The sequence below is a fragment of the Promicromonospora iranensis genome, assembly GCF_028994775.1.
Lineage (GTDB): Bacteria > Actinomycetota > Actinomycetes > Actinomycetales > Cellulomonadaceae > Promicromonospora > Promicromonospora iranensis_A.
Genome location: NZ_JAJQMN010000007.1, coordinates 202,932 through 226,692, shown reverse-complemented (window position 1 = coordinate 226,692; position 23,761 = coordinate 202,932). Strand labels below are relative to the sequence as shown.

Sequence of the window (23,761 nt, the reverse complement as noted above, 5' to 3'; positions counted from 1 at the left end):
CGGACCCGGCATTGCGTACATTGTGTTCTCGGGCTGTGTTCTCGGGCTGTGTTCTCGGGCTGTGTTCTCGGGCTGTGTTCTCGGGCTGTGTTCTCGGGCCGTTCGCCCGGGCGGTCGGCGGGGACGTGGGCACGCGCCACAATGGGTCGGTGACGCAGCGGCGAGGGGCGAGCATCGCGAGGTGGTTCCTCGCCGTGCACACGGCGCTGCTGTTCGCCGGCGCCGTCATCGTGTTCGGGCTGCTGGCGCTCGATGCCCGGTCCTCGGCCGAGGCGCACGCCGCCGAGGAGAGCACCGACCTCGCGGCCACCGTCGCGGCGGAGTCGCTGGTGATCGACACGGTGGCCCGGGCGCACGACGCCGCGGCGACGGATCGTGCGGGCTCGGTCGCCGACGCGTCGAGCGAGCTGCAGCCGTACGCCGAGCGGGTCATGGCAGCGACCGGCATCGACTACCTGACCGTCATGGACACGGACCGGACGCGCTACACGCACCGCAACGACTGGCAGATCGGCCGCCCGTTCGTCGGCACCACCGCCCCCGCACTGCGGGGTGAGACGTTCACCGAGGTCTACGACGGCACGCTCGGCCCGTCCGTGCGCGCGGTGGTCCCCGTGGTGGCCGACGACGGCGAGGTGGTCGGCCTGGTGTCCGCCGGGGTGACCCTCGACCGGCTGTGGGACAGTATCGTGCGCCGCCTGGTCATCGTCGGGTTCGGCACGCTCCTGGCGTTCGGGACGGGCGCGGTCGCCGCGACGTTGCTGGCGCGCCGGCTGGACCGGATCACCGAGAGCAAGGGGCCGGAGGAGCTCGCGCACCTGTTCACCGCGCACGAGGCGGTGCTGCACTCGGTCGAGGAGGGCATGCTGCTGGTCGAGGACGGCACGGTGGTGCTGGCCAACGACGAGGCACTGCGCCTGCTCGACGTCCCGGACCTCGCGGCGCCGTTCGCGGTGGCCGACCCGCGCCTGTCCCCCGCCGTCCGGTACGTGCTCGGCGGCGCCACACCCGAGGGGCCGGTACGCGTGGGCGACCGGGTGCTGCTCGTGGGCCGTGACACCGCCGCCGCGGCCGGGCGGAACGTGGGCGAGATCATCTCCCTGCGGGACCGGACCGAGCTGCAGCGGATCACCGGCGAGCTGTCGTCGGTGCGCACCATCTCGGAGGCGCTGCGGGCCCAGACCCACGACTTCAGCAACCGGCTGCACACCATCGCCACCCTCATCGAGCTGGGCCGCAGCGACGAGGCGCTGCGCTTCGTCGCGAGCGAGCGGGACCTGGGGCAGCGGCTCACGGACCGCGTGGTGCAGGCGATCGAGGAGCCCGTCATCGCGGCCCTGGTGCTCGGCAAGGCGGCGCAGGCGCGCGAGCGCGCCGTGGAGATGCACTTCGAGACGCATCTCGCGCCCGGCACGCACTGGCTGGAGCCCGTGGACGTCGTGACGGTCCTGGGCAACCTGATCGACAACGCGATCGACGCGGCGGCGGCCCGCGCCCTGGAGGGCGCGCCGGACGAGGCGTGGGTGGAGGTCTACCTCGCCAACGGCGATGACGGCTCGCTGGTGTTCCAGGTCTCCGACAGCGGGTCCGGTATCGCCGACGCCGACCGCGAGCGCATCTTCGACCACGGCTGGAGCACCAAGGACGCGGCTGCCGGCGGGCGCGGCTACGGGCTGGCGCTCGTGCGCCAGGTGGTGGAGAGCCTCGGCGGCGCCATCGAGGTGTCCGACGGCGTCGGGGCGGTCTTCACGGTCACGCTGCCGCGCCCGCCCGCCGTCGAACAGCCGGGACAGCCGGGACAGCCGGAGACCACCGCGGTGGCGGCCGCGCCGCCGGCCGGTGTGACCGGGCCGGTGCGCCCATGATCCGGGTCCTGGTGGTGGAGGACGACCACCGCACGGCCGAGGCGCACGGCGAGTTCGTGCGCCGGGTGGAGGGCTTCGAGCTGGCCGGGGTGGTGCACACGGCGAGCGAGACCGTGCGCGCGCTGCGCGACGCCCAGGCCGCGGGCGAGGAGGTGCACCTGCTCCTGCTGGACATGAACCTGCCTGACCGGCACGGCCTGGTGCTGTGCCGTCAGCTGCGCGCGGCCGGCCTCGTGGTGGACGTCATCGCGGTGACCGCGGCGCGCGAGCTCGAGACGGTGCGCGAGGCGGTGGCGATCGGCGTCGTGCAGTACCTGATCAAGCCCTTCGTGTTCGGGCTGTTCGCCGAGAAGCTCGGCGCGTACCGCAAGTACTTCGAGCAGATGCGGTCGCCGGTCTCCACGCTCAGTCAGCGTGAGGTGGACACGGCGTTCGCGGCGCTGCGGACGTCCAACGCAGCCGGGCTCCCGAAGGGTCTGTCCCAGGACACCCTCGATGCGGTGTCCGACCTGCTGGCCCGGCAGGCCGGCGCACTGTCGGCCAGCGAGGTCGCGGACGAGCTCCACCTCGCGCGGATCACCGCACGCCGCTATCTGGAGTTCCTCGCGGACCACGGGGTCGCCTCGCGGGCACCTCGCTACGGGGCACGCGGCAGGCCGGAGCTGGAGTATGCCCGGGCGCGGCAGGCCGGAGCGCGACAGGCCCGGGAATGACGGACGTGCCCGTGACCGGTTCGTGATGTGGCTATCCTTATGGGCGTCATGCGCCTGATGATCCTGTTCCGCTCGCTGCCCGCCGTTCGCCGGCGTGGTTCCGCGCGCGTCCTGGTGATCATGATGCTGGCGGTCGGCGTCATGCTCGTGCACGCCACGAGTGGCAGCTCGGACGTGCACAGCACGCCCGTGGTCGCCGTGGCCGACCACCATCTGACGGCCGACCCGAGCAGCACGCACACCCACGCCGGCGCGGCCCCGCACGACCACCCGCGGGACGCCGGCGGGTGCTCGGACGGAGGCTGCGGTGACCACCACAACGCCGCCACGCTGTGCCTGCTGGCGCTGGTCGTGCTGCTCGCCCTGACCGCCCCGAACCGGTCGGTGGCCATGCGCCTGGTACCGGTCTGGGCGCTGCTCGCCCGCTGGGCGCTCCCCACGACGACGGCAGGGACCGCCCCGTCGTTGCACGCGCTCGGGATCTCTCGGACGTAGAACACCGCACGCATCCGGCGCCCTCCCCGGCGTCGGTCGTTCGCGCGCGCCCACCCAGGGGCCAGCGCGTGTGGTTCTACCCGAGCAGAAAGGTCAATTCCCTCCATGGAGCGCAACACCGTTCCCGCGCCGTCCCGCACGGCGTACCCCACGACCGTCCGGACGGTCACCCCGGCGGTCTCCGTCGCACCCTCCCCCGCCCCGGCCCCCACGGGCCGTGGCCGCCACCGGGCCGCCCGTCGGGCGGCCCTCGCGCCGTTCGCCCTGACCGCCACCGCCCAGCTGGCGGTCGTCGCACGGCGCGGCGCCGTGGCCGCTGCGGGCTCCGGCCTGCTGATGTCCCTGGTCGGCACCCCGGCGCAGGCCGCGCCGAGCACCGACGTCGTCTCGGCGAAGCTCGACGTCGCCCACCTCGACGCGCTGACCGCGCAGGCCCGGGAGGCGGTCGCCGCCGCGCCGATGGTCACCGTCGCCGCGGACGCCCGGCTGAAGACCGAGTCGGCGGCGGTGTCCGTCGTCTCGGCCGCCGAGAACGAGGAGTACCAGGCCGAGCTCGCCGCCGAGGCGGAGGCCGAGGCGGCAGCAGAGGCCGAGGCGGCGGCCGCCGCGATCCCCGAGTCCGCGGCGGGCTCCGCCGTGGTGTCCATCGCGATGCGGTACCTCGGCGTGCCGTACCTGTGGGCGGGCAGCACGCCCTCGGGCTTCGACTGCTCCGGGTTCACGTCGTACGTGTTCGCGCAGCTCGGCATCGACCTGCCGCGCACGTCCTCGGAGCAGCGGTACGCCGGGACGGCCGTCCCGTGGTCCGAGGCGCAGCCGGGCGACCTGATCTGGAGCCCCGGGCACATCGCCATCTACGCGGGCGACGGCATGCAGGTCGAGGCCCCCGTACCGGGGCAGAGCGTCCGGTACTCGTCCATCTGGCAGTCCAACCCGACGTTTATCCGCGTCGGCTGACCGCCACCTCCGACCCGCGTCCGGGGCAGGGCCAGCCCCCTGCCCCGGGCGCGTCACCGGTGGCTCAGCCGCCGATCGCCGCCGTGAGCCGGTCGAGGTAGTCCCGCTCGCCCTCGCTGACCGCCACCCGCTTGCTGAAGAAGCCGCCCTCCTTGGAGCTGGTGGCCCTGGCGACCTCCGTCGCGATCCGGAGCAGCCACTCGCCGTACGCGTCCAGGTCCTTCGGGGCCGCCCGCTCGCGCAGCACGGCGATCGCGGCGGCCGTCAGCGCCACGGCCTTCGCCGTGTCGCGCTCCGGGTCCGGGCGCGGGTCCTCCGGCACGGCCACCCCTTCCGGCGTGCCGACCTTCGCGGCCGGGGACGCCTCGGCCGCTTCCTGCTCCTTGAGCCTGTCCCGCAGCGCGACCGCCACCGACCGGATGAAGTCGTTCTCGTGCTCCTGGGCCTCCCGGAACACCTTGGCACCACTCGCGGTCTCCCGGATGAACCGGATCGCCCCGGGCCTGCCGTCGGCGAGGGTGGCACCCTTCAGCACCGCTCCGGGGGCGTCCAGGATCTGGGTGAGCTCGTCCTCGCTGAAGTCGGACAGGTTCGTCATGCGCACGCTCTCTGTTGTGCCGTCTGGGTCTCGGTGTGTGTCGGGGTGTGTGTCGAGGGCATGCCTGTGCTGCCCGTTCTGCCTGCTGTGTCTCCGGGGAGACGCGCACAACCTACTGCGTGGCGGTGACGTCCGGCACCGCCGCCCCGTACCGGGTGGCCAGCACCTGGACCGCCTCGACCAGCTCGGGCGGACCCACCGCCTCGAAGGGCACGTCGAAGGCACCGAACCGGCCGGCCAGGCCGCCCCACGACCACGAGCCCAGCACCACCCGGCACCGGGGCTCGCCGTCGACGTCCGGCAGCGGCTCGCACAGGCCCTGGGCCCCGACCCAGGGCGCGACATGCTCGGCCCGCGCATGGAGCACGACCTCGCCACGCACCGGTGACGGCGACCCGCTGATCCGGGAACCGACGAAGCCTGCGACGTCCCCGCCGGGCACCTCCCGGAACGTGAACCGAGGGCCGGTCCCGGTGCGCAGCCTGATCCGGTCCACCCGGAAGAGGCGCCAGTCGTCGCGGTCGAGGTCGAACGCGACGAGGTACCACCGCCCGTCCGAGGTCACGAGGTGGTGCGGCTCGACCCGCCGCGGCGGCCGGAACGCGTTCTCGCCCTCGCCGATGGCGGCCATCGTGCCGCCCTCGTAGTCGAACCGCACGACCTCGCGGGCCTGGCACGCGGAACCGAGCGCGAGGAGCACGTCGGGATCCACGACCGGCTCCGCGGCGCCCGCCGTCCCGGTCCGACGTCGCACGGTGGTCACCTCGAGCGCGTCCAGCCGCGCCCGCAGCCGAGCCGGCATGACCTGCCGGATGGTGGCCAGCGCGCGCAGCGCGCCTTCCTCGGCGCCGGGGATGGTCCCGGTGCGCAGCGCGACGGCGACGGCGACCGCCTGCTCGTCGTCGAAGAGCAGCGGCGGAAGCTCGGCGCCCGCATCGAGGCGGTAGCCGCCGTCGGGCCCCTTGGTGGCGTTGACGGGGTAGCCGAGCTCGCGCAGGCGGTCGACGTCGCGCCGCACCGTGCGAGGGCTCACGCCCAGCCGGTCGGCGAGGAGTGCGCCCGGCCAGTCGCGGCGCGCCTGGAGGAGCGAGAGGAGAGCGAGGAGGCGTCCGGAGGTCTCGAGCATGAATTCAGGATCGCATGTGGTAGAGGCCAGGAGCTGACCGCTACTACCGCGAGAGTGGGACCCGTAGCCAGGCAGAAGCCAGCAGGAACCAGCAGACGATCCAGACCGCAAGAAGGAGACACCGTGATCCGCACCCAAGCGCTCACCAAGGACTTCGTGGTGAGCCGCAGCCGCACAGTGCATGCCGTGCGTGGCATCTCGCTCGACGTCGAGCCCGGCGAGCTGGTGGCCGTCCTCGGCCCCAACGGAGCCGGGAAGACCACCACCCTGCGCATGCTGACCACGCTCATCCCGCCGACGTCGGGCACCGCGGAGGTCGCCGGGTACGACGTCGTCACCCACCCGGACCGGGTCCGCGCGGCCATCGGCTACGTGGGCCAGGGCGGCGCCGGCGGCGCCTCCCAGCGGGTGCGCGACGAGCTGGTCACCCAGGGCGAGATCTACGGTCTCGACCGGCGCACCGCCAGGAGCCGCGCCGGGGAGCTGACCGAGGCCCTGGACCTGACCGAGCAGGCCGACCGCAAGATCGAGAGCCTGTCGGGCGGGCAGAAGCGCCGCCTCGACGTGGCCGTCGGGCTGGTCCACGAGCCGTCTCTCCTGTTCCTCGACGAGCCCTCCACGGGCCTGGACCCGCACAACCGCGCCAACCTGTGGCAGCACATCCTCCGGATGCGGACCGCCGCGGCCGAGCCCATGACGATCGTGCTCACCACGCACTACCTGGACGAGGCGGACACCTTCGCCGAGCGCGTGATCGTGGTGGACCACGGGCAGGTCATCGCGGACGACACCGCCGACGCCCTGAAGGCCGAGCTGGCGGGCGACCTCGTGACGCTCCGGGTACCGCCCGAGCACGCGGCGCCGCTGGCCGGCATCGCCGAACGCGCGTCCGGCACGCGGTCGGTCCGGGTCCTGAGGGCGGGCGGGGTGAGCACCGTCGAGATCCGCACCGCGGACGGTCCGGGTGCCGCTCCCGGGCTGCTCCGCGCCGCGGACGCCGCCGGCGTCCCGGTGAGCCGCGTGGACGTCACGCGGCCCACGCTCGACGACGTGTTCCTGGGCCTCACCGGCCGCAGCCTGCGGGAGACGGCGGTCGTCGACGCGCCGGACGGCGGGCAGGGCACGGTCGCGACCGGCTCGACCGGCGGCGGCTCGACGAACTTGACCAACAACAGCTCGACCAACAACAGCTCGGACAGCGACAGCTCGGACAAGAAGGAGGTCCTGGCATGAGCGCCGCGACCCTGACCCCCGGCACCACCACCCGGCCCTCGGCCCGACCGCTCCCCCGCCGCAGCTTCCTGCGGGACACCCGGATCGTCCTGGTCCGCGAGCTCCAGCCCGTGGTGCGCGACCCGTTCTCGCTCGTCTTCGGCCTGGTGCAGCCGCTGGTGTTCCTCGGACTGTTCGGCCCGCTGCTGGCCGGCTCGGCGGGCGAGGCGCTCGGCGGCGACGTCTGGCTGTGGTTCGTCCCCGCCGTGCTGGCGATGACCACGCTGTTCGGCACGTCGGTGACGGGTTCCAACCTGCAGCTCGACCTCTCCTCGGGCGTGCACGAGCGGATGCTCGTCACCCCGCTGTCCCGGCCCGCGCAGCTCGTGGGCCGGGCGCTCAAGGAGATGGTGCCGATCGTCGTCCAGTCGGCGATCGTGGTCCTGGTCATGCTGCCGTTCGGCCTGCGTCCGGACCCCATCGGGACGGTGCTCACGCTGCTGCAGCTCGCGGTGCTCGGCATCGGCGTCGGCTCGCTGTCGTACGCGCTGGCGCTGGCGGTGCGCAAGCAGGAGTGGATGTTCTGGGTGGTGCAGCAGACCTTCCTGTTCCCGGTCATGATGCTCTCCGGGATGCTGCTGCCCCTGGAGAACGGCCCGGCGTGGATGCAGGCGGCGTCGTCCGTGAACCCGCTGCGCTATGTCGTCGACTCGGGTCGGGCGGCCTTCGCCGGTGACCTGATGTCCTCGGCGGTGGCCTGGGGCTGGGTGGCCGCCGTGGCCACGGCGGTGCTCGGCCTCGTGGTGGGCGTACGTGCGATGGTCCGCTCGGCAGACTGACCGAGGGCCGCGCGGCCCGTCGCCCCCCTGCCCCTCCCCTCCCCTCCCGCCCCCTCCCTCTCCCCGCCCCCGCCCCACCTCGCCGATCCGCGTACCCAGCGATTGGGCCCGAAACCTGCACGGTTTCGGGCCCAATCGCTGGGTACGCGAAAAAGTGCTGGGTACCAGCTCCGGATGGCCCGGCCGTCATCCTGGTCGGCACATGCCTGCGGGCGGGATGATGAGCACCATGTTCACCAGCACAGAAGCCGGGCTCGACCTGCGGGTCGCCGCCTACGCCGTGATCACCGACGACCAGGGCCGCATGCTGCTGCCCCACTGGAACGAGCCCCCGCACCGTGGCTGGACGATGCCCGGCGGCGGGGTCGACCCCGGCGAGCACCCGGACGACGCCGCCGTCCGCGAGGTCTTCGAGGAGACGGGCTATCACGTCGAGCTGGACGGCGTGCTCGGCGTCGACAGCTTCGTGATCCCCGGTGCGGAACGCGTGCACGAGTCGGGCCGCCCGATGCAGGCGCTACGGATCGTGTACCGCGCGCACGTCACCGGCGGGGACCTGCGCGTCGAGGAGGACGGCACCACCGACGGCGTCGCCTGGCACACACCCGCTGAGGTCGACGCGCTGGAACGGGTGTCGCTCGTGGACCTGTCCCGCCGCTGGGCGGGCCTCATCGCGTAGCGCGGCCGCTCAGGGGTACGCCGAGGGTGGGAAGCCCGTCCAGCGCAGGTCCTGCGGCAGGTGCCCCATGTCGTTGAACAGCACGACGGTCGGCGGCAGGCCGTCGCGGTACTCGATCACCGTCAGCGCCGCGTTGCCGCTGTTCAGGCCCAGCCAGCGGGCGGGCGGCGCGTCCAGCGCGTGCCGCAGCAGCCAGGCGACCTGGAACGCGTGGGTCACCAGGACCTCGTGCGTCTCGGTCGCGCCGGGCTTCGCGAACCGGTCGACCAGTGCCCCGGCGAGCCGCTCGCCCGGGGCGCGCTCGGCGTCGTCGTACCCGTCGAAGAACCCCGCCCAGGCCGGCGGCATGTCGGCAGCGGCGGGGAGGTACGGCACGTGGTCGACGAGCTCGGCGGCCTCGGCGACGGGAACACCCGGGAGGCGCTCACCGATCACGCGTGCGCTCGCCGCCGCACGCGGCAGCGGGGAGTGCCAGACGGCGTCGACCGGCAGCCCGGCGAGCCGCTCGCCCAGGAGCCCCGCCTGCTGGCGGCCGACGTCGGTCAGCTCGCCGAACGCGTCCGCCGCGCCGTGCCGGGCAAGGTAAAGGTGTCTGGTCGCCATGCCCCCGAACCTACTGCGGTCACGCGCCCCGCTGGATACCGAGGGTCGAGATCAGATCCTCGTGCAGCTCCATCCACACGGTGTGGCAGGACCCGATGCCCGTCCCGGCCACCCACTCGCCGCGCCCGGACCGAGCATGGCCGAGCGCCGTGGAGAAACGTTCGTCGTACCCCTCGAACCGCGCGAGCTGCGCGGACAGCTCACCGACGAGCGGCGCCAGCTCGTCGTCCAGCGTCTCGAGCTCCGCGAGCACCGCCGCGTCCCAGTCCGGGTCCGTGTGGGTGTTCGGGGCCAGTCGGTCGCCGTCCTCCGGGCGCAGCTGCCAGTCGGTGCACACCTGCAGCAGCCGCGCGTTCAGCGGTCCGAACGCCTCGTGGACCTGCTCGACGACGGGCCGGGCGCCCGCGTCGGCCAGCTCCTCGGCCAGCCGCCGGTCGTCCTCGGCGCGGCCACGGTCGGTCATGGACCAGCCCGCCGTGCTGCCGAACGCCGCCTGCCTGATCCAGCCGTAGGCCTCGTTGTCGAGCAGGAGCTCGCGGGTGTCCGCCTCGTCCAGACCGAACCGCACGGCGACGGCGTCGTCGTCCGCCATGCCCTGGATCCGGACCGAGTGGAGCACGAGCAGCTCGGGCTGAGAGGATCGGCCGAGCACCGGGTTATGCGTCATATTTCGCACCGTGCATCGTCCCGGTGGCCGATGTCAACGCAGGTGGGTACGCCCAGGGAGGAAGAGATGTCGGACAGCTCAGCCGCCGCGAGCATCGCGGGGACACCCGGCAGCCCGGGCCGCACGTCCGGACCGGCCCGGGTGGTGCACGGCCCGGACGACTTCGGGCGGGTCCAGCCCGGCGACGTGCTCGTGTGCCGGTTCACCGAACCTGCCTGGACGGCCCTGTTCGGCGTCGTGGCCGCCGTCGTCACCGAGACCGGCGGCGTGCTCTCGCACGCCGCGATCGTGGCGCGCGAGTACGGCATCCCCGCGGTGCTCGCGGTCCCCGGCGCCATGACCGCGCTGCGCGACGGCGAGACCGTCACGGTGGACGGCTCCGCCGGGCGGGTCACGGCGTGAGCTCCAGCCTCCGCCGGAGGAGCGCCAGGACGGACCGGTAGGAGACCGGCAGCGGGTCGACAGCATCCGGACCCGTCGCTGTCCAGGGGCAGCACTGCCCATGGGCACCGCATACCGGTCGTGCCAGCCTTCCAGCGTCAGACCAAGAGTCGGACCACCTGGATGGAGAGCACCAATGTCAGTCATCTCCCCGTTCCGCAGAAGAACCACCACGTACTGGGCGCTCGCGGCCATGGCCGCCCTCACCCTCGTCGCGGCACCGGCCGCATCGGCGGCACCGTCCGCCCTCGCCTCGGACACCACCTCGGTCACGGCGTCGGACGACGTCGGCGTGCTGGCGACCGCACACAGGTCGCCGTTCAACTGCAGCAAGACCTTCTACGCGAACAACTGGAGCGGCGGCCACAGCCCCAACGGCTCCATCGACTGGCAGAGCTACGGCAGCGACGCCATCAACGGCGAGACCGTCCGGGCCACCGCCGCGGGCACCGCCACCTTCGACAACGAGGGGAGCACCAGCTACGGCCAGTGGGTGCAGATCGTGCACAGCGACGGCAGCCGTACCCGCTACGCCCACCTGGCCACCATGGTGCGGGCTCCCGGTCAGACCATGTCGGTCAGCCAGGGCACCGTCATCGGGACCGTCGGATCCACCGGCGGCTCGACGGCACCGCACCTGCACTACGAGCAGCGCAGCTCGTCCGGCGTCGTCGACACCTCCCCGACGGTGGAGGGCGTGACGGTGTCGGTGGGCCAGAAGAAGGCGGTCACCAGCACCAACGGCTGTAGCGGCTCGAGCAACCCGTACACCCCCACCGAGGTCTGCGGCAGCGGCTTCTCGGTGATCGACCAGGCAGCGCTCGGCACAGTGGGCCGGACCTACCTCCTGTACAACTCAGGCACCGGCGCGAACTGCGTCGTCACGCTGAAGTCCACGAACCTCGGCACGCCGAGCGCGGTATCGGCCTTCCTGGAGCCTCAGGGTTCCACCCGCACGACCGACTCCGGCAGCTACTCGTACTACGCCGGCCCGGTCAAGCGGTCCGCACCCGCCACCTGCGTCAAGTGGGGCGGCTCGGTGGGCAGCGCTACCTACACCAGCCCGTTCGAGCACTGCGGCTGACCCCACCCCGAACGAGGTCCCTTCCAGCCGGCGGTCGCGCATGCCCTCCGATGCGAGAGCATGCGCGACCGCTTCCTCCGAGCGGACCTCTCATCACCCCTGCCGTTGCTCAGCGCGACGGGCCACGCCGTCAGGCCTGGGCCGGCGGCTGGATCAGGTCCCACGGCATGCCGTAGAGGTCCTCGAAGACCGCCACCGTCCCGTAGGGCTCGTGGCGGGGCTCCTCACGGAACCGCACGCCGGCCGCCGTCATCCGCGCGTGCTGCGCGGCGAAGTCGTCGGTCTCCAGGAAGAACGCGACCTTGCCACCGGCCTGCTGCCCGACGGCGCCCGCGGTATCAGGCCCGCCGGACAGCGCGAGCACGAGACCGGTTCCGCCGTCAGCCGGACCCACCACCACCCGGCGCCGGCCGGACTCCCTGGTCTCGTCGTGCCGGACGACGAACCCGAGGGCGTCGACGAAGAACGCGATCGCCTCGTCGTGGTCGAGGACGAGGTAGGTGACATCGGAGAGTCGAAGCATCCCGCGATCGTAGGCCGAGAGAGGCCTTGCCTCAGACCCGGCCTGCCGCGGCCACCACGCTCGGACTCACATCTATAGTCGCTCCTGTCGTGGACATCACGATCCATCCGTCTCCGGAAGGCACAGCGCCATGAGCTTCAGCCACCCCACAGGCACGCGCGGCGCCAAGCAGCCGGGCCGCATGTTCCGCTGGATGAACCGGCTGATCATGGGCCGTGCCCGGCGCGCCGGCGGAACGACCATGGGAATGAACCTCCTGGTCCTGACCACCGTCGGCCGCAAGAGCGGGCAGCCTCGCCAGACGCCGCTCGCGTGGTTCCCCGGCCCGGACGACAGCTGGCTGGTCGTGGCGTCCGCGGGTGGCGCCCCCGCCAACCCCGCCTGGTACCTCAACCTGGCCGCCCACCCGGACCAGGTCTCCGTCGAACACGGCGGCCGCAGGGTCGCCGTGACCGCCGAGGAGCTGCACGGCGCCGAGCGCGAGCGAGCCTGGCAGCAGATCGTCACCACGACCGCACAGTTCGGCAAGTACCAGGAGACGACCGACCGGGAGATCCCCGTCATCAGGCTGACACCCACCACCTGAACCGTGTCCGGCGTCCACGAGCTGTTCGAGCGCCGGTCACCACCGCGGTCGGTAGTGTCGGACGCATGACGCACGCCGCCACCACCTCGCCGGTCACCACAGCCCTGCAGACCGCCGACTGGCGGCGGCGCGTCTTCGCGCTGTACGCGGGCGTCCGGGTCCGCGCGGCCGAGGACCCGGCCGCCGCGCACGCCTACTGGACGATGACCCGCGACGAGCTCTTCGCCACCCACCCGGCCTCGCCCGTCCTCCCTGAGGACAAGCCCGGCTTCACGGGGCTGTCAGTCGCCCCGTACGACCCGGCGTGGCGCCTGACGGCCCCGGTGGTGCCCGCCGAACCCGGGTCCGACGGCGCCCCGCGCCGCCTCGACGTCCCTACCGGCACCGACGGCGTCGTGCCGTTCGAGCTGCTCGGCAAGGTGGTCCTGCCCGGGCTGGGCACGCTCGACATCTGGCGTCTCGCCTCCTATGGCGGCGGCCTGTTCGTGCCGATCAAGGACGCGCTCGCCGGTGCCCCCGGCGGCACCTACGGCGGCGGCCGCTACCTCCTCGACACCATCAAGGGCGCCTGGCTGGGCCACGAGAGCAGCACGGACGGCCACGCGAGCGGCTACGACGCCGGCGTCGGCGACCTGGTTCTCGACCTCAACTTCGCGTACAACCCGTCCTGCGCCTACGACCCGGCATGGACGTGCCCGCTCGCACAGCCCGGCAACACGCTCGACGTCGAGGTTCCGGTGGGCGAGCGCACCCCGGCCAAGAGCGCATAGCCCATGGCCGCCGAACCGTCTGAGCGGGACATCCCCGGTGCCGGGCGCCCTGGCACCGGGCTCCCTGGCACGGGCCGTCCTGGCGCCAGCCGATCCGCCGGGCACGCCGGCGAACCGCACGCCGAAGGACTCGCCGAGCGAATGAACTGGCTGCGCGCCGGCGTCCTGGGCGCGAACGACGGGATCGTGTCGGTCGCCGCGGTCACCGTCGGCGTCGCGGCGGCGACCGCCCAGACCGCCCCCATCCTCACCGCGGGGCTCGCCGCCCTCGTGGGCGGCGCGATCTCGATGGCGCTGGGCGAGTACGTCTCCGTCTCCAGCCAGTCCGACACGCAGAAGGCGCTCATCGCCAAGGAGAGGACCGAGCTCGCGGAGATGCCCGAGGAGGAGCTCGCCGAGCTGGCCGAGCTCTACGAGGCCAAGGGCCTCTCCCCCACCACCGCCCGCCAGGTCGCCGTCGAGCTCACCGAGCACGACGCCCTCTCGGCGCACCTGGAGGCCGAGCTCAACATCGACGAGGACGAGGTGGTGAGCCCGTGGAACGCCGCGCTCGCGTCGGCGGTGGCCTTCACCCTGGGCGCAGCGCTTCCGCTCGCCGCGGTGCTCCTCATCCCCGAGCCGTGGCGGGTCGGCACCACCTTCGCCGTCGTGCTGGTGGCGCTCGCCGGGACGGGCTGGATCGCCGCCTGGATCGGTGCGGCACCGCGGGTGCGCGCCACGGCGCGCGTGGTCGTCGGCGGGGCGCTCGCTCTCGGCGCGACCTTCGCGGTCGGCTCCCTGCTCGGCACGACGGCGGCGGGATGAGTACCGTTAGCGCCCGATGAACACCATCGACATCACACCGCCCCCCGCCGACGCACCCTCGTCGGCCTATGGCGTCCATTCCGAGGTCGGCCGCCTGCGCAAGGTCCTGGTCTGCGCGCCGGGCCTGGCACACCAGCGCCTCACCCCGTCCAACTCGGCCGACCTGCTGTTCGACGACGTCCTGTGGGTGGAACGCGCCCAGCAGGACCACGCCGACTTCGTGGCCGAGCTGCGCAGCCGCGACGTCGACGTCGTCGAGCTGCACGCCCTGCTGGCGGAGACGCTCCGCGTGCCCGGCGCGCGGGACTGGCTCCTGGACCGCAAGATCGTGCCGGAGATCGTGGGCAACGGCCTGGTCGAGGCGACGCGCGAGTACCTGGAGTCGCTGCCCGAGCACGAGCTGGCCCGGTACCTGATCGGCGGCCTCGCGGTCGCCGACGTACCCGAGCTGCCGCCGGGCTTCCGCGCTCTGGCGGACATGAGCCCGGACGCCCGTGAGTACCTCATGCCGCCGCTGCCGAACACGCTCTTCACGCGGGACACCACCTGCTGGATCTACGGCGGCCTCACGCTGAACCCGCTGTACTGGCAGGCGCGCCGCGACGAGACCCTGCTCATGAAGGCGGTCTACGCGTTCCATCCCGACTTCGTGGGCAGCCGCGTGTGGTGGGGCGACCCGGAGGCGAGCCACGGTGAGGCGACCTTCGAGGGCGGCGACATCATGCCGATCGGCAACGGCACCGTCCTGATGGGCATGAGCGAGCGCACATCGCGCCAGGCGATCACCCAGGTGGCGGCGTCCCTGTTCGAGCAGGGCGCGGCCGAGCAGATCGTGGTGGCCGGCATGCCGCGACTGCGCGCGGCCATGCACCTGGACACGATCATGACCTTCGTCGACGTCGACACCGTCACCGTGTACCCGCGGATCGTGGACCGTGTGCACCCGTTCGTGCTGCGCCCGGACTCGGGCCCGCTCGGCGTCTCGGTGACCGACGCCGGCGGCTCCTCCTTCCTCGACGTCGTGGGGCGGACCTCCGGGCTGGGCGAGCTGCGGGTCATCGAGACCGGCGGCGACGTCTACGAGTCCGAGCGCCAGCAGTGGGACAGCGGAAACAACTCGGTGGCGGTCGAGCCCGGCGTGGTGTTCACCTACGACCGCAACACCACGACCAACGACCTGCTGCGCAAGGCCGGCGTCGAGGTGATCGAGATCGCAGGCGGCGAGCTGGGCCGCGGCAGAGGCGGCGGGCACTGCATGACCTGCCCGATCATCAGGGACCCCGTCAGCTGGTAGAGGTCGTCACGGCCGTTACCCTGCATCCCGGACAAAAACCCTGAAAGGAGTCCGGATGTCGGTCGGTGGCGGGACGGTGCGCGAACGCTTGCGCAGGTTGGTCGAGCACCGCTGGTTCCAGCGGGCGGTGCTCGGCGTGATCATCGCCAACGCCGTCGTCCTCGGGCTGGAGACCGCGTTCGTCGCCGGACCCGCCGACCAGGTGCTCCAGGTCGTCGACGACGCCATGCTGTGGTTCTTCGTCGCCGAGATCCTGCTGCGCCTGGTCGCCCACGGTCCGCGGTTCTTCCGCGACCCCTGGAGCGTCTTCGACCTGGTCGTGGTCGGGATCGCCCTGATCCCGGCGACGGGCCCGATGTCCGTGCTGCGCGCCCTGCGGATCCTGCGCGTACTGCGGCTGGCGGACTCCGTGCCGTCAATGAAGCGGGTCGTCAACGGCCTGGTCGCCGCGGTGCCGGGCATGGGATCCGTCGGAGCACTCCTGGTGCTGGTGATGTACGTGTCCGTGGTGATCGCGACCAACCTCTACGGGGCGGTCGCACCCGACCACTTCGGCGACCTCGGCACCACGGCGTTCACGCTCTTCCAGGTCATGACGGGCGAGGCCTGGCCCGAGATCGCGGAGGACGTCATGCGACAGGAGCCGTCGGCGTGGCTCTTCTTCGTCGTCTTCATCCTGGTGGTCTCGTTCGCCGTGCTGAACCTCTTCATCGCGGTGGTCGTGAGCGGCATGGAGAGCATCGACGAGCTCGCCGAGCACGAGGAGAGGTCCGACGCCGAGGTCATGAACGAGCTGCGCGCCATCCGGGCGCAGCTCGTGACCCTCCAGGCCGAGCTCGCCGCCTCACGGGCCGAACGCCCGGAGCCCGAGGCGTCGCCGGTCGCGGTAGCGCCATGAGCAACGTCGCTGAGCGCCGCTGAACGGTATCTAGGTACCCCGCGCCGCTCGGCCGGCCCGCACGATGCCGTGCTGGTAGGCGAGGATCACGAGGTGCACCCGGTCGCGAGCGCCGAGCTTGGCGAGGATGCGGTTGACGTGGGTCTTGATCGTGGGCAGCGCGAGGGTGAGCTCGGCGGCGATCTCAGGGTTGGACAGCCCTCGCGCGATACCGAGGAAGACGTCGTACTCCCGCGGTGAGAGCAGGGTCCGGAGCCGCGGGCCGGCGGCGGCACGGCCCAGGGTCTCGACGTGGGCCTCGATGAGGCGTCCGGTGTCCCGGGCGCCGGGGACGGCGTCCCCGGCCGCGACGGTACGGATCGTTGCGGTGAGCGCGCCGGGTGTGGCGCTCTTCAGGAGGAACGCGCTGGCGCCGGCCCGCATGCTCTCGAACGCGTAGACGTCGAGGTCGAACGTGGTGAGCACGACGACCTTCGTCCCGGGCACGGCGCTGGTGACGAGACGGGTGGCCTCGATGCCGCCGATCCCGGGCATCCGCACGTCCATGAGCACCACGTCCGGCCGGAGGGCGCGAGCAAGGGCGACGGCATCCTCCCCGGTGCCGGCCTCGCCGGCGACGGTGATGTCGTCGGTCGCGGCGAGCACCAGCGAGTTGCCGGTGCGGATGAGGGCGTGGTCGTCGACGAGGAGCACGCGGATCGGCGGGCGGGACTCAGTCGTCGACACGGTCGCGCCCCTCGAGCCGCTTCTCGCCGGCGGCACGCGCCCCGCCCGTGCCCAGGACGACGCGGGTGCGCCACCCTCCGCCCGGCCGGGGCCCGGACTCGGCGTCACCCCCGTGGGCCGCGGCACGCTCCCGGATGCCGACCAGCCCGTGCCCGGGCGGTCCCGGCAGGGTCACCGGCCCACCGTCGTCCGTGATGGTGAGGACGACGGCGCCGTCGCCATGGTCGATCACCACAGTCGCCTCGGAAGGACCGTGCGCATGGCGGAGCGTGTTGGTCAGGGACTCCTGGGCGATGCGGTAGACGGCCTGCCGGAGAGCGGCGTCGGCCGGGAGGGCGGGCCCGGTGCGCGTCAGCGTGACGGGTAGCCCTGCGAGCCGGCACCCTTCGGCCAGCTCCTCCAGGGTCGGGAGGTTGTCGCCGGAGCGGTGGAGGTTGGCGTCGAGCCCGGTGTCGGCGTCGCGAAGCAGCGCCAGGGTGCGGTGCATGTCGCCGAGCGCGTCGCGGCCGACCGCGGCGATCTGTTCCACGGCAGCGCGCGACCGCTCGGGGTGCTTCTCCGCGGCGCTGCTCGCGCCGTTCGCGAGGGTGACGATGACGGTGAGCGAGTGGGCGACGAGATCGTGCATCTCGGCCGCGATGCGGGTGCGTTCGGTCAGGGCGGCGTTCTCGATCCGCTGGTTCACGGTCTCGGTGAGCCAGCGCGTGTGGTCGCGGCGGCTCTTGACCACGATCCCGGTGACGAAGGCCAGCAACGAGAGGGGATCCGTCAGCGAGACCGCGTCCGGGCGGATGCCCTGGAGCGACTCGGGGACCGTCGCGAGCATGGTCACGGCCACCGCCGCGCCATAGCCGACCAGCGCCCGGATCGTGCTCTCGCGGGAGGCGACCGTGTACAGGGCGAAGGCGAACGAGAACGTCGGGACCGGTACGCCTGGGAGGGTCAGCTCGCTGAGGGCACACGTGACGGCGACCACGAGCAGTACCGTGAGCGGCCGCCGGCGGCGCGCCAGCAGGGCCCCGGCCGCCGCCACGAGCAGCAGGTAGCCCCACCAGGCAACCGCTCCGGACCAGAGCAGCAGCACGAGCAGGTGCGGCACACCCGCGGTGACCACGACGATGACGTCCACCACGACCGGGTGCCGGCGCAGCCAGGTCGCCGCGCTCGACGGCGGGCGCCTCAGGTCCGCGGCGTCGACCCGCAGGCTCCCCGTCGTCATCGTCCCCGCCCTCCCGGCCTGCGCCGCTTCATGTCCCGGTCCATTCTGCGCGACGCCGCGCGTCAGACGTCGCTGACAACGGATGCCGCCGGCATCAGGCGTCGCGGCATCAGGCGTCGCGGGCACGGAGCGCGAGGCCCGCGACGACCAGCGCTACGACCGCCCACCCGACCAGGACGGCGTACCCGGTCCACGGACCGAGCTCCGCGAAGGTCGGGAAGTCGGAGATGAGCCGGCGCCCCGCGTAGGTCGGGGTGTAGTCGGCGGCCTCTCGGATGCCGGCGATCGAGGACAGCAGTGGCGGCGCAACGATCATCAGCCCGAGGACGGCGACGAGCGCGGCGACCACGTGGCGCAGCGCGGCGGCCACACCCATGGCCAGTACCGCGACGGCCGCGAGGTACGCACCGGAGCGGAGCGCGAGCGAGACGGTCTCGCCGGGCTCAGGCGTGTACACGACCGCAGAACCCGAGAGGATCAGGACCGAGAGACCGAGGCTGATCGCCGCGCCCGTCATGCCGATCACGAATCCGAGCGCGCCCAGCACGACGGCCTTGGCCGCGAGCCAGGGCAGCCGTGTCGGCAGCGCCAGCAGCGACAGCTTGGCCTGTCCCGACGTGTACTCACCGGTGACCGCGAGGACGGCGATCACGGCGACGACGATCTGCGCCCACAGCACGCTGTCCACGAGCTGCATCGGTTCGGCGGTGGTCGCCTGCCCGGCGAACCGGGGATCGGTGCTCCGGGACCGCAGGCTGAGCGAGAACAGCGCACCGCTGCCGCTGATGACGAGCAGGGCGACAGCGGCGAGAACCTGGTTGGATCGCAGCGTCCACAGCTTCACGGTCTCCGACGCGAGTGCGCCGATCAGTGTCGGGCGGATCTGGAAAGCGGTGCTAGGCCCGTTCATCGGGTCCCTCCTGGGTGGTGGAGCGGGTCAGACATCTCGTGTGCGCAGGGTGAGGACGGCGCCGGCGAGCGCTGCCGCCGCCCAGGCGAGCAGGACGGCGTAGCCGCCCCATGGCGTGAGCCCGACGGCGGGGTTGTCGGGCGTGATGAGCAGCACGCCCGCGGAAGTGGGCAGGTAGAGCGTCAGCTCCTGCACCTCCGGCACCGGGACCATGGCTGCGGCGAACGGCATGATCCACAGGAGGCCGATCACGGTGAGGATCGAACCCACGAGGTTGCGAACGATCGCACCGAGACCGAGCGCGAGCACCGCGATGGTGCCCAGATACAGTCCGGTGCCGACGACGAGCCGGATCACGAGCGCCGGGTCCCCGCCGACGTCGACCCCCGTGGTGGCTCCCATGACGAGGGCTCCGGCGGCTCCTGCGGCCCCGGCGACGAAGGTGGCGACGCCCACGACCGCGACCTTGCCGGCCAGGACCGGCCACCGGGTCGGTACGGCCAGGAACGTGACCTTGCTCGTGCCCGAGGCCCACTCCGAGCAGATCATCACGACGCCGAGCACCGCAGGCACGAACTGGGCCCACGACACCCCGGCCAGCAGCTCGGTCGTCGCGGGGACCCTGCCCTCGCCGGCCAAGGCTGCCAGGAGCACGCCGGCGAGCCCGATGATCGTGACGAACGTGATGGTCATGGTGACCAGGTTCGACGGGAGCGTGCGGAACTTCGTCCACTCGGCGCGCACCGCGCGTGCCGCGGACAACGAGCCGTTGCCCGGAGCCGCGTACCTCGCGGCACCTGCCGCAGCGGCGCTCATGGCCTGCCCCCGTCCGCATCGCCGGCGCGATACTCGACGGCGTCCCGGGTCAGCTCGGTGTACGCCTCCTCGAGCGTCCGGTGGATCGGCGTGACCTCCAGCAGCACGATCCCGACCTCCGCCGCACGCCGGGCGACGGCCTCGACCGGCAGGCCGGTGATCTCCACGGTGCCGTTGTCCAGCGAGGCCGTGGTCACCCCCTCGGCCGAGACCAGTCGGACCAGCGCGTCGACCTCCTCGGTGCGCACCCGCACCCGCTCGGCGTCGGCGGTCAGCGTGTCGATCGGAGAATCGGCGATCAGCTCGCCCCGCCCGATCACGATCACGTGCTCCGCGACGAGTGCCAGCTCGCTGAGGAGGTGCGACGAGAGGAAGACCGTGCGGCCCTCGGCGGCGAGCGAGCCCAGCAGCCGCCGGATCCACGTCACGCCCTCCGGGTCCAACCCGTTGACCGGCTCGTCGAGGATCAGCGTGTGCGGGTCACCCAGCAGCGCGACGGCGATTCCCAGCCGCTGCCCCATCCCGAGGGAGAACTGCCCTGCCCTGCGGTGGGCCACGCTCTCCAGCCCCGCCAGCCCGATCACCTCGTCGACCCGCCTCCTCGGGAACCCGTGCGTCGCCGCGACGGTCCGCAGGTGGTCGACGGCGCGGCGGGACCGGTGCGCGGACCTCGCGTCCAGTACCGTCCCGACCTCTCGCAGAGGGGCGCGCAGCCGTGCGTACCGCACGCCGTCGATCAGCGCCGTACCCGTGGTGGGGCGGTCGAGCCCGACGATCGAGCGCATCGTCGTGGACTTGCCCGCCCCGTTCGGCCCGAGGAACCCGGTCACCTTCCCCGGTTGCACCTCGAACGTCAGATCACGGACAGCCCACGTGCGTCCGTACTGCTTGCCCAGCGACTGCACCTGAATACCCATCGACAACCTCCGGTCCACGGACTAGTTGCATCGACGCTACGGAGCGGCCGAGGGCCGGCGATGCCACCCCTGGGTTGAACTTCGATGTTCCCTTCGGGTTCCCTGCCGGGACACTGTCGCGACACGCCGTCGTGCCACGCCACGCCAGGAACTTGATGCATCCTTGGGTTGCAGTTCCGGAAAAGCCATAGACGACGCCAAGTCCTCGTTGTACCTTTCTTCACACACGGACTCGCGCCGTGGCGGCAGGTTGTGTGCCTGTGATCCCTGCCGGAGCACGATATTGAGACGCATTCATGCAGTCAGAGAACACAGTCAGACCAGCTAGTCAGATCAGTCGGCCAGATCAGAACGAGACGGAAGGACGAGAACCACGATGGTCCGCACCAGCGTTGCGCTCCAGGCGTCAGACCTGTGCAAGGTCAGTGCTGCCACCGCTTCGTCCTACCCGACCACTGCCATGCACCTGCGGGACGGCCGTGAGGCCATACGAGGCGCCATACGCCGCTGATCCGGTTCTGCCGGACCAGTGAACGTGAGCCGCCTCGGGATGCCTTTCCCGGGCGGCTCTTGTCGTCTCGGGAGCAGTTCGGACCGTCCGGCACGACGGCGGCGGAGCACGACCCAGCACCACCCAGAACAGCCACACCGAGAGATCACGAGAAGAACGAGAACGACAAGCTCACCGGAAGGAGCAGGCCCGTGGCCGACGTCCTAGTCCTCAATGCCGGCTACGAGCCGCTGCACCGGGTATCGGTCCGGCACGCCATCCACATGCTCGTGCGCGAGGTAGCGGTTGTGGAGGAGGCGGTCGACGGCCGCTCCTTCGGACCGTTCCCCTTACCGCGCGTGCTGCGGCTGGTCCGGTACGTCACGATGCGGTGGCTCTACAAGTCGGGCGGGGCGCCCGCATGCACCAAGCAGGGCGTGAAGCGGCGCGACGGCTTGTGCGCGTACTGCGGCGGCCCCGCCGAGACCGTGGACCACATCCTGCCGCGGTCGCGCGGGGGCCCCTCGACGTGGATGAACCTCGTGGCCGCCTGCTACGAGTGCAACTCGCTCAAGGCGAACCGCACGCCGGCCGAGGCCGGCATGGTGCTCCACGTGACGCCACACGTCCCGCGAGCGGAGTACGCGCGCGCCATCCGGCACCGGGCGGCTCGAGCGGCGTAGCCCGGGCACGGTGAGGTCGGCAAAGGGTCAGGTGATCGGCAACTCGAGTGCCGATCACCTGACCCTCTCTCAGCTGCCGGTGCCCGGCAGGTCGTACAGCTCAGCCGTTCAGCTCAGCCGTTCAGCTCAGCCGCCAGGAGCTCCAGGGTCTGCGTCCGGCCCGGTGTCGCGTCCAGGGGCTCGTCGGCAGGCGAACCGGCGACCGGTACGAGCATGACCTCCTCGACGCCGTGCCGGTCGGCCAGGCCACGCACCTCGGCGGCCACGTGCCCGGCGTCGCCGATCAGCCAGCGTGTCCGCATGCCCTCGATCGACTGGGCGAGCAGGCCGTCGGCCGGCTCGTCGGCGGTCGCGCGCACCGCGTCCTCGACGGTCTCGAGCGGGCCGAGCCTCTGACCCGAGCGCAGCTTGGCCATCTGCCGCAGCTGCGGCAGGGCGCGGTCGTGCGCCTCGTCCGCCGTCGGCGCGACCACCGCGTTGGCCGTGAGGAAGGTGCGCGGCTCCGGGTGCTCCTCCGACGGGCGGTAGCCGTCCCGGTACAGCGCGAGGATCTGGTCCATGCCCTGGCCGGAGAAGTGGTTGGCGAACACGTACGGCAGGCCGAGCTCCGCGGCGAGGCGCGCGGAGTAGTCGCTGGAGCCGAGCAGCCACACGGTCGGCACGCTCGCGGCGGCGGGCGTGGCCCGCACGTCGTAGATCTCGCCGGAGACGAGCCGCAGACGAGCGCCGTCGGGTCCCATGAGGCTCAGGATGTCGGTGACGTGCTGCGGGAACCGGTCCACGTCCGCCGTCGGACCGGTGGCCCGCAGGAGGGACGTGACCACGGGGTCGCTGCCGGGCGCACGGCCGATGCCCAGGTCGATCCGGCCGGGCGCGACGGCCTCCAGCGCCGCGAACTGCTCCGCGACCACGAGCGGAGCGTGGTTCGGCAGCATCACACCGCCGGACCCGACCCGGATGCGAGACGTGCGCGCGGCGGCGGCGGCGATCATGACCGGCGGCGACGACGCCGCGACGGCGGCCATGTTGTGGTGCTCGGCGAACCAGTAGCGCTCGAAGCCGAGGCGGTCGGCGAGCGCCACCAGCTCGAGCGAGGCCGACAGGGCCTGGGCGCTGGTCTGGCCCGAACGGACGGGCACGAGGTCAAGGACGGACAAGCGTGGCTGGGTATTCATCGCCTCTGTCAACCGTTCCGGGGTCCGGCGTGTTCCGAGGTGGGCTCGCGGGTCGCACGCGCTTACCACCCGCGGGACGGTGGCGTTATCGCCGAAGGCCATGGCGCGGACCCCCTCGGGCCTGACATGATCGCGAGGTGTCTGTTGATGTGCGTCCCGCGACCGACGACGATGTCGACGCCGTGGTCGACCTGTTCCGTCAGTACCTCAGGTTCTACGACCAGGAGGTGCCCGACGCCGAAGCGCGCGATTATCTGACCGCCCGCCGCGACGCGGGCGACAGCCTGCTGCTGGTGGCAGTGCTCCGACCGGAGGGCGCCGAGCCCTCGGGTTCGGGCGCCGGCCAGGAGGTGGTCGGCTTCGCCCAGAGCTACCCCACCTGGTCGTCCGTGAGTCTGAGCCGGTCGTGGGTCCTCAACGATCTGTTCGTCGCGCCCGCCGCGCGCGGGACGGGCGCGGCGCGTGCGCTCGTTCAGGACACGTGCCGTCGGGCCAAGGACGCCGGGGCCATCCGGGTGTCGCTGGCCACCGCGTGGGACAACGTCGCGGCGCAGGGGCTGTACGAGTCGGAGGGCTTCGTGCGCGACCAGCACTTCCACCACTACGCGTACGTGACGGGCGCCTGACCGCACCCCTCGTCGACCGGTGAGAGCCGGCCTGTCAGACCCTCA

The 23,761-nt window shown here is 72.3% G+C and carries 27 protein-coding genes; 16 read left to right on the top strand and 11 right to left on the bottom strand.

Going from position 1 to position 23,761, the window contains the following annotated elements:
- Window positions 1–149 precede the first annotated feature (149 nt).
- From LUU90_RS15105 to LUU90_RS15090, 4 genes are all read left to right on the top strand, one after another.
- Window positions 150–1,865: a sensor histidine kinase gene (locus tag LUU90_RS15105; RefSeq protein WP_275004287.1), complete on the top strand. Its 1,716-nt coding sequence runs from the start codon at window positions 150–152 to the stop codon at window positions 1,863–1,865.
- Entirely contained in the window at window positions 1,862–2,578 is a 717-nt protein-coding gene (locus LUU90_RS15100; protein ID WP_275004286.1) for a response regulator, read from the top strand. Before LUU90_RS15105 ends, LUU90_RS15100 begins: the two co-directional genes overlap by 4 nt.
- A gap of 27 nt (window positions 2,579–2,605) precedes the next feature.
- Window positions 2,606–3,073: a hypothetical protein gene (locus LUU90_RS15095; protein ID WP_275004285.1), complete on the top strand. Its 468-nt coding sequence runs from the start codon at window positions 2,606–2,608 to the stop codon at window positions 3,071–3,073.
- Window positions 3,074–3,178: 105 nt separating this feature from the next.
- Window positions 3,179–4,030, top strand: a complete 852-nt coding sequence (locus LUU90_RS15090; RefSeq protein ID WP_275004284.1) for a C40 family peptidase — start codon at window positions 3,179–3,181, stop codon at window positions 4,028–4,030.
- 64 nt (window positions 4,031–4,094) lie between these two features.
- On the opposite strand, the gene LUU90_RS15085 is transcribed toward LUU90_RS15090, so the two are convergent.
- A complete protein-coding gene (locus tag LUU90_RS15085) occupies window positions 4,095–4,628 on the bottom strand; it encodes a hypothetical protein (protein ID WP_275004282.1) in 534 nt (177 codons plus the stop codon).
- Between the two features lie 112 nt (window positions 4,629–4,740).
- Window positions 4,741–5,754 carry a helix-turn-helix transcriptional regulator gene (locus LUU90_RS15080; protein ID WP_275004280.1) on the bottom strand — a complete coding sequence of 338 codons (1,014 nt, stop codon included), beginning with the start codon at window positions 5,752–5,754 and terminating at the stop codon, window positions 4,741–4,743.
- A 123-nt stretch (window positions 5,755–5,877) separates the two neighbouring features.
- On the opposite strand from LUU90_RS15080, the gene LUU90_RS15075 reads away from it, so the two are divergent.
- The 3 genes from LUU90_RS15075 (at window position 5,878) to LUU90_RS15065 (ending at window position 8,484) form a co-directional block, all read left to right on the top strand.
- Window positions 5,878–6,987: an ATP-binding cassette domain-containing protein gene (locus LUU90_RS15075; RefSeq protein WP_275004279.1), complete on the top strand. Its 1,110-nt coding sequence runs from the start codon at window positions 5,878–5,880 to the stop codon at window positions 6,985–6,987.
- Window positions 6,984–7,805 carry an ABC transporter permease gene (locus tag LUU90_RS15070; protein ID WP_275004278.1) on the top strand — a complete coding sequence of 274 codons (822 nt, stop codon included), beginning with the start codon at window positions 6,984–6,986 and terminating at the stop codon, window positions 7,803–7,805. Before LUU90_RS15075 ends, LUU90_RS15070 begins: the two co-directional genes overlap by 4 nt.
- 229 nt (window positions 7,806–8,034) lie before the next feature.
- On the top strand, window positions 8,035–8,484 hold the full coding sequence (locus LUU90_RS15065; RefSeq protein WP_275004277.1) for an NUDIX hydrolase: 450 nt from the start codon (window positions 8,035–8,037) through the stop codon (window positions 8,482–8,484).
- A 9-nt stretch (window positions 8,485–8,493) separates the two neighbouring features.
- Here the strand turns inward: LUU90_RS15065 and LUU90_RS15060 are convergent, their stop codons facing one another.
- Together LUU90_RS15060 and LUU90_RS15055 are read right to left on the bottom strand one after the other, a co-directional pair.
- Window positions 8,494–9,087, bottom strand: a complete 594-nt coding sequence (locus LUU90_RS15060; protein ID WP_275004275.1) for a histidine phosphatase family protein — start codon at window positions 9,085–9,087, stop codon at window positions 8,494–8,496.
- A 19-nt stretch (window positions 9,088–9,106) separates the two neighbouring features.
- The gene (locus tag LUU90_RS15055; protein ID WP_275004273.1) at window positions 9,107–9,754 is read right to left on the bottom strand and encodes a transcriptional regulator; all 648 of its coding nucleotides are present in this window, start codon (window positions 9,752–9,754) and stop codon (window positions 9,107–9,109) included.
- 66 nt (window positions 9,755–9,820) lie between these two features.
- On the opposite strand from LUU90_RS15055, the gene LUU90_RS15050 reads away from it, so the two are divergent.
- Together LUU90_RS15050 and LUU90_RS15045 are read left to right on the top strand one after the other, a co-directional pair.
- Window positions 9,821–10,156: a PEP-utilizing enzyme gene (locus LUU90_RS15050; protein ID WP_275004272.1), complete on the top strand. Its 336-nt coding sequence runs from the start codon at window positions 9,821–9,823 to the stop codon at window positions 10,154–10,156.
- Window positions 10,157–10,331: 175 nt separating this feature from the next.
- Window positions 10,332–11,279, top strand: coding sequence for a M23 family metallopeptidase (locus LUU90_RS15045; RefSeq protein WP_275004271.1), 948 nt, complete (start codon window positions 10,332–10,334; stop codon window positions 11,277–11,279).
- 130 nt (window positions 11,280–11,409) lie between these two features.
- On the opposite strand, the gene LUU90_RS15040 is transcribed toward LUU90_RS15045, so the two are convergent.
- Window positions 11,410–11,802 carry a VOC family protein gene (locus LUU90_RS15040; protein ID WP_275004269.1) on the bottom strand — a complete coding sequence of 131 codons (393 nt, stop codon included), beginning with the start codon at window positions 11,800–11,802 and terminating at the stop codon, window positions 11,410–11,412.
- A 130-nt stretch (window positions 11,803–11,932) separates the two neighbouring features.
- Between LUU90_RS15040 and LUU90_RS15035 the strand changes: the two genes are divergently transcribed.
- The 5 genes from LUU90_RS15035 to LUU90_RS15015 all read left to right on the top strand — a co-directional run bounded on the left by LUU90_RS15035 (window position 11,933) and on the right by LUU90_RS15015 (window position 16,154).
- Entirely contained in the window at window positions 11,933–12,388 is a 456-nt protein-coding gene (locus tag LUU90_RS15035) for a nitroreductase/quinone reductase family protein (protein WP_275004268.1), read from the top strand.
- Between the two features lie 65 nt (window positions 12,389–12,453).
- Window positions 12,454–13,158, top strand: coding sequence for a DUF1684 domain-containing protein (locus LUU90_RS15030; protein ID WP_275004266.1), 705 nt, complete (start codon window positions 12,454–12,456; stop codon window positions 13,156–13,158).
- Between the two features lie 141 nt (window positions 13,159–13,299).
- Window positions 13,300–13,962: a VIT1/CCC1 transporter family protein gene (locus tag LUU90_RS15025; protein WP_275004265.1), complete on the top strand. Its 663-nt coding sequence runs from the start codon at window positions 13,300–13,302 to the stop codon at window positions 13,960–13,962.
- A gap of 16 nt (window positions 13,963–13,978) precedes the next feature.
- On the top strand, window positions 13,979–15,256 hold the full coding sequence (locus LUU90_RS15020) for an arginine deiminase (protein ID WP_274992300.1): 1,278 nt from the start codon (window positions 13,979–13,981) through the stop codon (window positions 15,254–15,256).
- A 55-nt stretch (window positions 15,257–15,311) separates the two neighbouring features.
- Window positions 15,312–16,154, top strand: coding sequence for an ion transporter (locus LUU90_RS15015; RefSeq protein ID WP_275004263.1), 843 nt, complete (start codon window positions 15,312–15,314; stop codon window positions 16,152–16,154).
- 30 nt (window positions 16,155–16,184) lie between these two features.
- Here the strand turns inward: LUU90_RS15015 and LUU90_RS15010 are convergent, their stop codons facing one another.
- The 5 genes from LUU90_RS15010 to LUU90_RS14990 form a co-directional block, all read right to left on the bottom strand.
- Window positions 16,185–16,880, bottom strand: a complete 696-nt coding sequence (locus LUU90_RS15010) for a response regulator transcription factor (RefSeq protein ID WP_275004261.1) — start codon at window positions 16,878–16,880, stop codon at window positions 16,185–16,187.
- Window positions 16,867–18,099, bottom strand: a complete 1,233-nt coding sequence (locus LUU90_RS15005; protein ID WP_275004260.1) for a sensor histidine kinase — start codon at window positions 18,097–18,099, stop codon at window positions 16,867–16,869. The genes LUU90_RS15010 and LUU90_RS15005 overlap by 14 nt, the downstream gene beginning before the upstream one ends.
- 109 nt (window positions 18,100–18,208) lie before the next feature.
- Window positions 18,209–19,009 carry a hypothetical protein gene (locus LUU90_RS15000; RefSeq protein ID WP_275004259.1) on the bottom strand — a complete coding sequence of 267 codons (801 nt, stop codon included), beginning with the start codon at window positions 19,007–19,009 and terminating at the stop codon, window positions 18,209–18,211.
- Window positions 19,010–19,036: 27 nt separating this feature from the next.
- Window positions 19,037–19,825, bottom strand: a complete 789-nt coding sequence (locus LUU90_RS14995; protein WP_275004258.1) for an ABC transporter permease — start codon at window positions 19,823–19,825, stop codon at window positions 19,037–19,039.
- A complete protein-coding gene (locus LUU90_RS14990; protein WP_275004256.1) occupies window positions 19,822–20,742 on the bottom strand; it encodes an ABC transporter ATP-binding protein in 921 nt (306 codons plus the stop codon). Before LUU90_RS14990 ends, LUU90_RS14995 begins: the two co-directional genes overlap by 4 nt.
- A 702-nt stretch (window positions 20,743–21,444) precedes the next feature.
- On the opposite strand from LUU90_RS14990, the gene LUU90_RS14985 reads away from it, so the two are divergent.
- The gene (locus LUU90_RS14985) at window positions 21,445–21,915 is read left to right on the top strand and encodes an HNH endonuclease (protein WP_274992298.1); all 471 of its coding nucleotides are present in this window, start codon (window positions 21,445–21,447) and stop codon (window positions 21,913–21,915) included.
- Window positions 21,916–22,028: 113 nt separating this feature from the next.
- On the opposite strand, the gene LUU90_RS14980 is transcribed toward LUU90_RS14985, so the two are convergent.
- A complete protein-coding gene (locus tag LUU90_RS14980; RefSeq protein WP_275004254.1) occupies window positions 22,029–23,090 on the bottom strand; it encodes an LLM class flavin-dependent oxidoreductase in 1,062 nt (353 codons plus the stop codon).
- Between the two features lie 137 nt (window positions 23,091–23,227).
- Here LUU90_RS14980 and LUU90_RS14975 point away from each other — a divergent pair, with 137 nt between their 5' ends.
- A complete protein-coding gene (locus LUU90_RS14975; RefSeq protein WP_275004253.1) occupies window positions 23,228–23,716 on the top strand; it encodes a GNAT family N-acetyltransferase in 489 nt (162 codons plus the stop codon).
- Window positions 23,717–23,761 lie beyond the last annotated feature (45 nt).

Coding starts and splice junctions, on each gene's coding strand:
- LUU90_RS15100 (WP_275004286.1), top strand. CDS start 1,862: ATGATCCGGGTCCTGGTGGTGGAGGACGACCACCGCACGGCCGAGGCG.
- LUU90_RS15090 (WP_275004284.1), top strand. CDS start 3,179: ATGGAGCGCAACACCGTTCCCGCGCCGTCCCGCACGGCGTACCCCACG.
- LUU90_RS15085 (WP_275004282.1), bottom strand. CDS start 4,628: ATGACGAACCTGTCCGACTTCAGCGAGGACGAGCTCACCCAGATCCTG.
- LUU90_RS15080 (WP_275004280.1), bottom strand. CDS start 5,754: ATGCTCGAGACCTCCGGACGCCTCCTCGCTCTCCTCTCGCTCCTCCAG.
- LUU90_RS15070 (WP_275004278.1), top strand. CDS start 6,984: ATGAGCGCCGCGACCCTGACCCCCGGCACCACCACCCGGCCCTCGGCC.
- LUU90_RS15065 (WP_275004277.1), top strand. CDS start 8,035: ATGTTCACCAGCACAGAAGCCGGGCTCGACCTGCGGGTCGCCGCCTAC.
- LUU90_RS15060 (WP_275004275.1), bottom strand. CDS start 9,087: ATGGCGACCAGACACCTTTACCTTGCCCGGCACGGCGCGGCGGACGCG.
- LUU90_RS15055 (WP_275004273.1), bottom strand. CDS start 9,754: ATGACGCATAACCCGGTGCTCGGCCGATCCTCTCAGCCCGAGCTGCTC.
- LUU90_RS15050 (WP_275004272.1), top strand. CDS start 9,821: ATGTCGGACAGCTCAGCCGCCGCGAGCATCGCGGGGACACCCGGCAGC.
- LUU90_RS15045 (WP_275004271.1), top strand. CDS start 10,332: ATGTCAGTCATCTCCCCGTTCCGCAGAAGAACCACCACGTACTGGGCG.
- LUU90_RS15040 (WP_275004269.1), bottom strand. CDS start 11,802: ATGCTTCGACTCTCCGATGTCACCTACCTCGTCCTCGACCACGACGAG.
- LUU90_RS15035 (WP_275004268.1), top strand. CDS start 11,933: ATGAGCTTCAGCCACCCCACAGGCACGCGCGGCGCCAAGCAGCCGGGC.
- LUU90_RS15030 (WP_275004266.1), top strand. CDS start 12,454: ATGACGCACGCCGCCACCACCTCGCCGGTCACCACAGCCCTGCAGACC.
- LUU90_RS15025 (WP_275004265.1), top strand. CDS start 13,300: ATGAACTGGCTGCGCGCCGGCGTCCTGGGCGCGAACGACGGGATCGTG.
- LUU90_RS15020 (WP_274992300.1), top strand. CDS start 13,979: ATGAACACCATCGACATCACACCGCCCCCCGCCGACGCACCCTCGTCG.
- LUU90_RS15015 (WP_275004263.1), top strand. CDS start 15,312: ATGTCGGTCGGTGGCGGGACGGTGCGCGAACGCTTGCGCAGGTTGGTC.
- LUU90_RS15005 (WP_275004260.1), bottom strand. CDS start 18,099: ATGACGACGGGGAGCCTGCGGGTCGACGCCGCGGACCTGAGGCGCCCG.
- LUU90_RS15000 (WP_275004259.1), bottom strand. CDS start 19,009: ATGAACGGGCCTAGCACCGCTTTCCAGATCCGCCCGACACTGATCGGC.
- LUU90_RS14995 (WP_275004258.1), bottom strand. CDS start 19,825: ATGAGCGCCGCTGCGGCAGGTGCCGCGAGGTACGCGGCTCCGGGCAAC.
- LUU90_RS14990 (WP_275004256.1), bottom strand. CDS start 20,742: ATGGGTATTCAGGTGCAGTCGCTGGGCAAGCAGTACGGACGCACGTGG.
- LUU90_RS14980 (WP_275004254.1), bottom strand. CDS start 23,090: ATGAATACCCAGCCACGCTTGTCCGTCCTTGACCTCGTGCCCGTCCGT.